This is a genomic window from Nocardioides sp., assembly GCF_036401255.1.
Taxonomy (GTDB): Bacteria; Actinomycetota; Actinomycetes; order Propionibacteriales; family Nocardioidaceae; genus Nocardioides.
Map to the genome: position 1 here is coordinate 19,250 of NZ_DASWVI010000149.1, position 9,277 is coordinate 28,526.

Genomic DNA, 9,277 nt, shown 5'->3' on the forward strand with positions numbered 1-9,277 from the left:
TCCGCCTGGGACGACGGAACCCCCGCCCACCTGGGACGGGGGTTCCGCGTGACTACTCGGTCTCGATACTCGACCTTGCGTCTGGTCCTTGCCCGGAGCGAGCTCCGGGCAAGGACGCTAGTTCTGGTACGACCCGAAGTCGAAGTCGTCCAGGGCCACGGCCTGGCCGGTGCCGTTGCCGAACTCGTAGTCGTAGGAGTCGTAGCCGGTGACGGAGTACGCCGCCGCACGAGCCTCCTCGGTGGGCTCCACCCGGATGTTGCGGTACCGCTCGAGGCCGGTGCCCGCCGGGATCAGCTTGCCGATGATCACGTTCTCCTTCAGGCCGCGCAGCGAGTCGCTGCGCCCGTGGATGGCCGCGTCGGTGAGCACCCGGGTGGTCTCCTGGAAGGAGGCCGCCGAGAGCCACGACTCGGTCGCCAGCGAGGCCTTGGTGATGCCCATGAGCACCGGACGACCCGAGGCCGGCTTGCCGCCCTCGGAGACCACCCGACGGTTCTCCTCCTCGAACCGGACCCGGTCGACCAGGTCGGAGGGGAGCAGGTTGGTGTCGCCCGACTCGATGACCGTGATCCGGCGCAGCATCTGCCGCACGATGATCTCGATGTGCTTGTCGTGGATCGACACGCCCTGGGAGCGGTACACCGCCTGCACCTCGTCCACCAGGTGCTCCTGCGCCCGGCGCACACCCAGGATCCGCAGGACGTCCTGCGGGTCGGGGGTACCGACCGTGAGCATCTGGCCGACCTCGATGTGGTCGCCGTCCGCGACGAGCAGGCGCGACCGCTTCGAGACGGGGTACTCCTGGACCTCGGAGCCGTCGTCGGGGGTGACCAGGACCTTGCGGGCCTTGTCGGTCTCCTCGATCGTGACCCGGCCGGCGGCCTCGGAGATCGGCGAACGGCCCTTGGGCGAGCGGGCCTCGAAGAGCTCGACCACACGGGGCAGACCCTGCGTGATGTCGTCGGCCGAGGCCACACCGCCGGTGTGGAACGTACGCATGGTCAGCTGCGTGCCGGGCTCACCGATCGACTGGGCGGCGATGATGCCGACCGCCTCGCCGATGTCGACGAGCTTGCCGGTCGCCAGCGACCGGCCGTAGCACTTCGCGCAGGTGCCGGTGCGGGCGTCACAGGTCAGCACGGAGCGGACCTTGACCTCCTCGACACCCGCGGCGATCAGCTCACCGATCTTCACGTCGCCGAGGTCCTCGCCGGCGGCGACCAGGACCTCGCCGCTCTCCGGGTGGGCCACGTCGACCGCGGCGGTGCGGGCGTACGCCGCGGTCTCGGCGTTCTCCGCCTTGACCACGGTGCCGTCCTCGCGGCGCTCGCCGATCCGCTTGGGCAGACCGCGCTCGGTGCCGCAGTCGTCCTCGCGGATGATCACGTCCTGCGAGACGTCCACCAGACGACGGGTCAGGTAGCCCGAGTCGGCCGTCCGCAGCGCGGTGTCGGCCAGACCCTTGCGGGCACCGTGGGTCGCGATGAAGTACTCGAGAACGGTCAGACCCTCGCGGAAGTTCGACTTGATCGGGCGCGGGATGATCTCGCCCTTCGGGTTGGCCACGAGGCCACGCATCGCCGCGACCTGCCGGATCTGGTTCATGTTTCCGGAGGCACCCGAGTCGACCATCATGTAGATCGGGTTGGCGCGGTCGAAGTTCGCCTCCATCGCCTTGCCGACCTCGTTGGAGGCCTGGGTCCAGATCTCGATGAGCTCCTGGCGGCGCTCCTCGTCGGTGACCAGACCACGCTCGAACTGCTTCTGCACCTTGGCGGCCTGGGCCTCGTAGCCCGACAGGATGTCGGCCTTGTCGCCCGGGGTGGTGACGTCGTCGATGGAGACGGTCACGCCCGAACGGGTCGCCCAGTGGAAGCCGGTGTCCTTGAGCGCGTCCAGGGACGCCGCGACCTCGACCTTGGTGTAGCGCTCGGCGAGGTCGTTGACGATCGCGCCGAGAGCCTTCTTGCCGACCTCGTAGTTCACGTACGGGTAGTCGGCGGGCAGGGTCTCGTTGAACAGCGCGCGACCGAGCGTGGTCTCGAGCGTGATCGCCTGGCCCTGCTCCCAGTCGGCGCCGAGCTCGAGCGGGGGCACGACGTCGGTGAACCGGATCTTGACCTTGCTCTGCAGCGTGATCTCGCCGCGGTCGAAGGCCATGACGGCCTCGGCCGGCGACGCGAACGCCCGACCCTCACCGGGCTGACCGTCACGGTCGGTGGTGAGGAAGAACAGGCCGATGATCATGTCCTGGGTCGGCATGGTCACCGGGCGGCCGTCGGACGGCTTGAGGATGTTGTTGGTCGACAGCATCAGGATCCGGGCCTCGGCCTGCGCCTCCGCGGACAGCGGGAGGTGCACGGCCATCTGGTCACCGTCGAAGTCGGCGTTGAACGCCGAGCACACGAGCGGGTGGATCTGGATCGCCTTGCCCTCGATCAGCTGCGGCTCGAAGGCCTGGATGCCGAGGCGGTGCAGGGTGGGCGCCCGGTTGAGCAGCACGGGGTGCTCGGTGATGACCTCTTCGAGGACGTCCCACACGACCGGACGCGCCCGCTCGACCATCCGCTTGGCGGACTTGATGTTCTGGGCGTGCGAGAGGTCGACGAGTCGCTTCATCACGAACGGCTTGAACAGCTCCAGCGCCATCTGCTTGGGCAGACCGCACTGGTGCAGCTTCAGCTGCGGGCCGGTGACGATGACGGACCGGCCGGAGTAGTCGACGCGCTTGCCGAGCAGGTTCTGACGGAAACGTCCCTGCTTGCCCTTGAGCATGTCGGAGAGCGACTTCAGCGGCCGGTTGCCCGGGCCGGTCACCGGACGACCGCGTCGGCCGTTGTCGAACAGCGAGTCGACGGCCTCCTGGAGCATCCGCTTCTCGTTGTTGACGATGATCTCGGGCGCACCGAGGTCGAGCAGCCGCTTGAGGCGGTTGTTGCGGTTGATGACCCGGCGGTAGAGGTCGTTGAGGTCGGAGGTCGCGAACCGGCCACCGTCGAGCTGCACCATCGGGCGCAGGTCCGGCGGGATGACCGGGACGGCGTCGAGCACCATGCCCTGCGGCTTGTTGCCGGTCTTGCGGAACGCGTCGACGACCTTGAGCCGCTTGAGGGCCCGGACCTTGCGCTGACCCTTGCCGTTGGCGATGGTGTCGCGCAGCGACTCCACCTCGGCCTCGATGTCGAAGCTCTCGAGGCGCTTCTGGATCGCCGTGGCGCCCATGTGGCCCTCGAAGTACTTGCCGAACCAGTTCTTCATCTCGCGGTAGAGCATCTCGTCGCCCATGAGGTCTTGGACCTTGAGCGACTTGAAGGTGTTCCACACCTCGTCGAGGCGGTCGATCTCGCGCTGGGCGCGGTCGCGCAGCTGCTTCATCTCCCGCTCGGCGCCGTCCTTGACCTTGCGCCGCTGGTCGGCCTTGGCACCCTCGGCCTCGAGGGCGGCCAGGTCCTCCTCGAGCTTCTTGGCCCGGTCGTCGATCGACTGGTCACGGCGCTTCTCGAGGCGCTCGCGCTCGAGACCGACCTTGCCCTCCAGCGAGGACAGGTCGCGGTGCCGGGCGTCCTCGTCGACGGCGGTGATCATGTACGCCGCGAAGTAGATGACCTTCTCGAGGTCCTTCGGCGCCAGGTCGAGCAGGTAGCCCAGCCGGCTCGGGACACCCTTGAAGTACCAGATGTGGGTGACCGGCGCGGCGAGCTCGATGTGGCCCATGCGCTCGCGGCGCACCTTGGACCGGGTCACCTCGACGCCGCAGCGCTCGCAGATGATGCCCTTGAAGCGGACTCGCTTGTACTTGCCGCAGTAGCACTCCCAGTCCCGGGTGGGACCGAAGATCTTCTCGCAGAAGAGGCCGTCACGCTCGGGCTTGAGCGTGCGGTAGTTGATGGTCTCCGGCTTCTTGACCTCACCGTGGCTCCAGGTGCGGATGTCGTCCGCCGTGGCCAGGCCGATCTGAAGCTGGTCGAAGAAGTTCACGTCGAGCACGATGGCTGCAATCCTTCGTTAGAAAATTCTGGTGTGGCTGAGGACTGAGGGCGGGGCGCCCCGAGGGGCGCCCCGCGACGCTCAGACTTCTTCGACGCTGCTGGGCTCGCGACGGGACAGGTCGATGCCGAGCTCCTCGGCGGCACGGAAGACGTCCTCCTCCGCGTCGCGCATCTCGATGGCCGTGCCGTCCTGGGACAGCACCTCCACGTTGAGGCAGAGCGACTGCATCTCCTTGACGAGGACCTTGAACGACTCGGGGATGCCGGAGTCGGGGATGTTCTCGCCCTTCACGATGGCCTCGTAGACCTTGACGCGGCCGGGCACGTCGTCGGACTTGATCGTGAGCAGCTCCTGGAGGGCGTAGGCGGCGCCGTACGCCTCCATCGCCCAGACCTCCATCTCGCCGAACCGCTGGCCACCGAACTGGGCCTTACCGCCCAGCGGCTGCTGCGTGATCATCGAGTAGGGGCCGGTGCTGCGCGCGTGGATCTTGTCGTCCACGAGGTGGTGCAGCTTGAGGATGTACATGTAGCCGACCGAGACCGGGTCCGGGAACGGCTCGCCGGAGCGACCGTCGAACAGGCTGGCCTTGCCGTTGTCGCCGATCATCCGCACGCCGTCGCGGTTGGGGATCGTCGAGCCGAGCAGGCCGGTGATCTCGTCCTCGCGGGCACCGTCGAAGACCGGGGTCGCGACCTTGGTGCCCGGCGCCGCCTTGTCGGCGTGGATCTTGATCAGCCGCTGCTTCCAGTCGGCGTCGGACGTGTCCTCGCTCAGGTTGAGGTCCCAGCCCTGCTTGGCGAGCCAGCCGAGGTGGAGCTCGAGGATCTGACCGATGTTCATCCGTCGCGGCACACCCAGCGGGTTGAGCACGACGTCGACCGGCGTGCCGTCCTCCATGAACGGCATGTCCTCGATCGGCAGGATCTTCGCGATGACGCCCTTGTTGCCGTGCCGGCCCGCGAGCTTGTCACCGACGGAGATCTTGCGCTTCTGGGCGACGTAGACCCGCACCAGCTGGTTGACGCCCGGAGGCAGCTCGTCGCCGTCCTCGCGGTCGAACACGCGGACGCCGATGACCGTGCCGGACTCGCCGTGCGGCACCTTCATCGAGGTGTCGCGGACCTCGCGCGCCTTCTCACCGAAGATCGCGCGGAGCAGCCGCTCCTCGGGGGTCAGCTCGGTCTCGCCCTTGGGGGTCACCTTGCCGACGAGGACGTCACCGGTGGTGACCTCGGCGCCGATGCGGATGATGCCGCGCTCGTCGAGGTCGGCCAGCATCTCCTCGGAGACGTTCGGGATGTCCCGGGTGATCTCCTCCGGGCCCAGCTTGGTGTCGCGCGCGTCGACCTCGTGCTCCTCGATGTGGATCGAGGTGAGGATGTCCTCCTGGACCAGACGCTGGCTCAGGATGATCGCGTCCTCGTAGTTGTGGCCCTGCCACGGCATGAACGCCACGAGGAGGTTGGTGCCCAGCGCCATCTCCGCGTCGTCGGTGCACGGACCGTCGGCGATGGGGGTGCCGACCTCGAGCCGGTCGCCCTCCGAGACCAGCGGCCGCTGGTTGATGCAGGTGCCCTGGTTGGAGCGGCGGAACTTCGCGAGGCGGTACGTCGAGTAGGTGCCGTCGTCGTTCATCGCCTCGATCGCGTCGGCGGACACCTCCTTGACGACACCGGCCTGCGTGGCGACGACCACGTCACCGGCGTCGACCGCGGCGCGGTACTCGATGCCGGTGCCGACCAGCGGCGCGTCGCTCTTGATGAGCGGCACGGCCTGGCGCTGCATGTTCGCGCCCATGAGCGCGCGGTTGGCGTCGTCGTGCTCGAGGAACGGGATCAGCGCGGTCGCGACCGACACCATCTGGCGCGGCGAGACGTCCATGTAGTCGACCTCGTCGGCCAGGATCTCCGACACCTCGCCGTCGCGCTGGCGGACCAGCACCCGCTCCTCCACGAAGCGACCCTTGTCGTCGAGGGCCGCGTTCGCCTGGGCGATCACGTAGCGGTCCTCGTCGTCCGCGGTGAGGTAGTCGATCTGGTCGGTGACCTTGCCCTTCTCGACCTTGCGGTAGGGCGTCTCGACGAACCCGAACGGGTTGATCCGGCCGTAGGAGGCCAGCGAGCCGATCAGACCGATGTTGGGGCCTTCCGGCGTCTCGATCGGGCACATGCGGCCGTAGTGCGACGGGTGGACGTCGCGGACCTCCATGCCCGCGCGGTCGCGGGAGAGACCGCCGGGGCCGAGCGCCGAGAGGCGACGCTTGTGCGTCAGGCCGGCGATCGGGTTGGTCTGGTCCATGAACTGCGAGAGCTGGGAGGTGCCGAAGAACTCCTTCAGCGCCGCCACGACCGGCCGGATGTTGATCAGGGACTGCGGCGTGATGGCCTCGACGTCCTGGGTCGTCATCCGCTCGCGGACCACCCGCTCCATGCGGGCCAGGCCGGTGCGGAGCTGGTTCTGGATCAGCTCGCCGACCGTGCGCATCCGGCGGTTGCCGAAGTGGTCGATGTCGTCGGCGGAGATGTCGAGGGTGCCCTGGGGCGACTCGATCTGCTCACGGCCGTCGTGCAGGGCGACGATGTACTTGATCGCGGCGACCACGTCGTCGATCGTCAGCGTCTGCTGGTCGAAGGCCTCGACCAGGCCGAGCTTCTTGTTGATCTTGTAGCGGCCGACCTTGGCGAGGTCGTAGCGCTTGGGGTTGAAGTAGTAGTTGTTCAGCAGCGTCTGGGCCGCCTCGCGCGTCGGCGGCTCGCCCGGACGCAGCTTGCGGTAGATGTCGAGCAGCGCGTCGTCCTGGCCCTGGGTGTGGTCCTTCTCCAGGGTCAGCATCATCGACTCGTACTCGCCGAACTCCTCGCGGATCTGCTCGTTGGTCCAGCCGAGGGCCTTGAGCAGCACGGTGACGTTCTGCTTGCGCTTGCGGTCGAGACGCACGCCGACCATGTCGCGCTTGTCGATCTCGAACTCGAGCCAGGCACCGCGCGAGGGGATGAGCTTGGCGGTGTAGATGTCCTTGTCGGACGTCTTGTCGGCGGTGCGCTCGAAGTAGACGCCGGGCGAGCGGACGAGCTGGGAGACGACGACCCGCTCGGTGCCGTTGATGATGAAGGTGCCCTTGTCGGTCATGAGCGGGAAGTCGCCCATGAAGACCGTCTGGCCCTTGATCTCACCGGTGTCGTTGTTGGTGAACTCCGCCGAGACGTAGAGCGGAGCGGAGTAGGTGAAGTCCTTCTCCTTGCACTCGTCGACGGTGTACTTGGGGTCGTAGAAGACCGGGTTCTCGAACGACAGCGACATCGTCTCGGAGAAGTCCTCGATCGGGGAGATCTCCTCGAAGATCTCCTGGAGACCGGACTTGCTGGAGACGTCCTCACCCTCGGCACGGCGCCGCTCGACGGCGGCGTTCCACTTGTCGTTGCCGACCAGCCAGTCGAAGCTGTCGGTCTGGAGGGAGAGGAGCTGGGGGACCTCGAGAGGTTCGGTGATCTTTGCGAAAGAGATGCGGCGGGAGTTACCGGAGGTGGTGCGCGCGGCCAAGAGGTGTCCTTCGACGATTCGCTCTTCGATCTGCGTCAGCCCACCACTGAATCGGCCACCGGGCAGGCCGAAGCGCATTTGAGGGCAGACGCAAGTTCTCACCCTACCGGATGTGCGGGCGCGCGACAAACACCGCGGGAATCGCTGCCGTCGATCATGAACGCCCGAGCCGTCCAGGTCAAGCACGCCGACGGTGGGTCGCGAGCCCGAGTGGGCGCCGGTCAGGTGGCCATGTCGGCGACGAGCCACTGGCCGTCGACGCGGTCCATCGTGAGCGTGACCCAGTTCTTGTAGACCTCGGGCTCGGTGTACTTCTTGTTCGTGCGGGTCTGGTTGACCAGCAAGAACACCTGGGCCCGGTCCGCGTCGGCTCGCACGATGCTCGAGCGCACCAGCGTGGCCTTGACGACGGTCTTCGTGGCCGGGGCGTTGGTCTCGATGAGGCCGGCGAACACCTTGTCGTAGTCCTTGCGCAGATCGCCGGTGAGGTACTGCTGAGCCGCCGCCTTCGACTCGTCGAGGTGTGCCGCGTCGTAGGACAGGATGGGTACGACGGCGCGCTCGGCGGCCGCCTGGGCCGCTCGGGCGTCATCCTCGACGTCGGCGGCGGAGGGCTCGCGCACCCAGAGGATCGCCGCCGTGACCGTCAGCGCCAGCGCCAGCGCCGCCACCCCCGCGAGCAGCCAGCCCGGCACCACCGCCACCCGGGCCCCGCGGCGCCGCGACTCCCCGTCGAGGGGCTGGACGACGCTCGGGGCGGGCTCGCCTTCCGGCGCGAGCTCGCGCTCGGGGTCCGGCGCGAGCTCGGGCGCAGGCTCTGGCTCGGGTCCGGCGGCGGCGACAGGCTCCGCGCGGGCGGCCAGCTCGGCGTCGTACCCCGACCGCCGATCGGGGTCGAGCAGCACCTCGGCGGCCTGGTTGAGCACCGTGAAGCGGCGGTCGGTGGGGTCGAGCTCGGCGATCTGCGCACGCCACGCGGCGCGGACGTCGTCGGAGGAGGCCGCGGGATCGAGGCCGAGGAGGTCGTACCAGCTCGGGACGGGGGTGCTCACTGCGATCCCTCCCCGGTCACGGGGGCGTAGTCGTCGACCAGCCAGTGCCCGTCGGTCTTCACCAGGTCGACCTCCCAGCGGAGCACGTCCTGGTCGGCGGCGACCCGCTTGGACCTGTCGTCGGGGTGCTTCGGGTCGGGGTAGGAGCCGGTGAGCCCGGCGGCCACGATCGCGGTGGCGGAGTCGGCGTCGATGGACTCCACACCGACGCCGAACACCTCCGCGGAGCGGCCGTAGCCGGCCTGGGCCACCGTCTGCTCCGCGATCGGCAGGCCGGACTTCTCGAAGTCGGCGGCGAACTTCGGCGTGATCACCTCGAGCACCTGGTCGCGGTAGTCGGGCAGGTGCTTCTGGTTGTCGAGCTGCTCGGGACCGTAGGTGTTCAGCCGCAGCACGAACTGCCGGGTCTGCGACATCACCGCGTCCCGCTCGGCCTGCGCGTCGTCGGCCTCGCCACGCCGCTCGGTGAGCAGCCACGCGAGGACGCCGGCGGAGGCCAGGAGCAGCACGACGAGCAGCACGAGGAGCACGAGCCGGAAGGTGGCCGAACGCGGCGTCTCCTCAGTCCCGGTGGTCACGGCACCAGGGGCTGGAGGAACAGCCACTTCCACGACTCCTCTCCGAAGGCTTGGGGGGCCAACGTACCGGTCGGGGCCAGCACGGGGTCGATCTTCGCGCCCCAGTGCACC

At 68.3% G+C, this 9,277-nt stretch carries 4 protein-coding genes; all 4 read right to left on the minus strand.

All coding sequences use genetic code 11. The annotated features are described in order from the left end of the window. Positions 1–117: 117 nt before the first annotated feature. The 4 genes from VGD85_RS07170 to VGD85_RS07185 all read right to left on the minus strand — a co-directional run bounded on the left by VGD85_RS07170 (position 118) and on the right by VGD85_RS07185 (position 9,166). Positions 118–3,990, minus strand: a complete 3,873-nt coding sequence (locus tag VGD85_RS07170) for a DNA-directed RNA polymerase subunit beta' (RefSeq protein WP_331062764.1) — start codon at positions 3,988–3,990, stop codon at positions 118–120. Positions 3,991–4,071: 81 nt separating this feature from the next. Beyond that, complete coding sequence (gene rpoB / locus VGD85_RS07175) at positions 4,072–7,536, minus strand: DNA-directed RNA polymerase subunit beta (protein WP_331062765.1); 3,465 nt, start codon at positions 7,534–7,536, stop codon at positions 4,072–4,074. A gap of 221 nt (positions 7,537–7,757) precedes the next feature. After that, a complete protein-coding gene (locus tag VGD85_RS07180; protein WP_331062766.1) occupies positions 7,758–8,588 on the minus strand; it encodes a J domain-containing protein in 831 nt (276 codons plus the stop codon). Then, positions 8,585–9,166, minus strand: a complete 582-nt coding sequence (locus tag VGD85_RS07185) for a hypothetical protein (protein WP_331062767.1) — start codon at positions 9,164–9,166, stop codon at positions 8,585–8,587. The genes VGD85_RS07180 and VGD85_RS07185 overlap by 4 nt, the downstream gene beginning before the upstream one ends. Positions 9,167–9,277 lie beyond the last annotated feature (111 nt).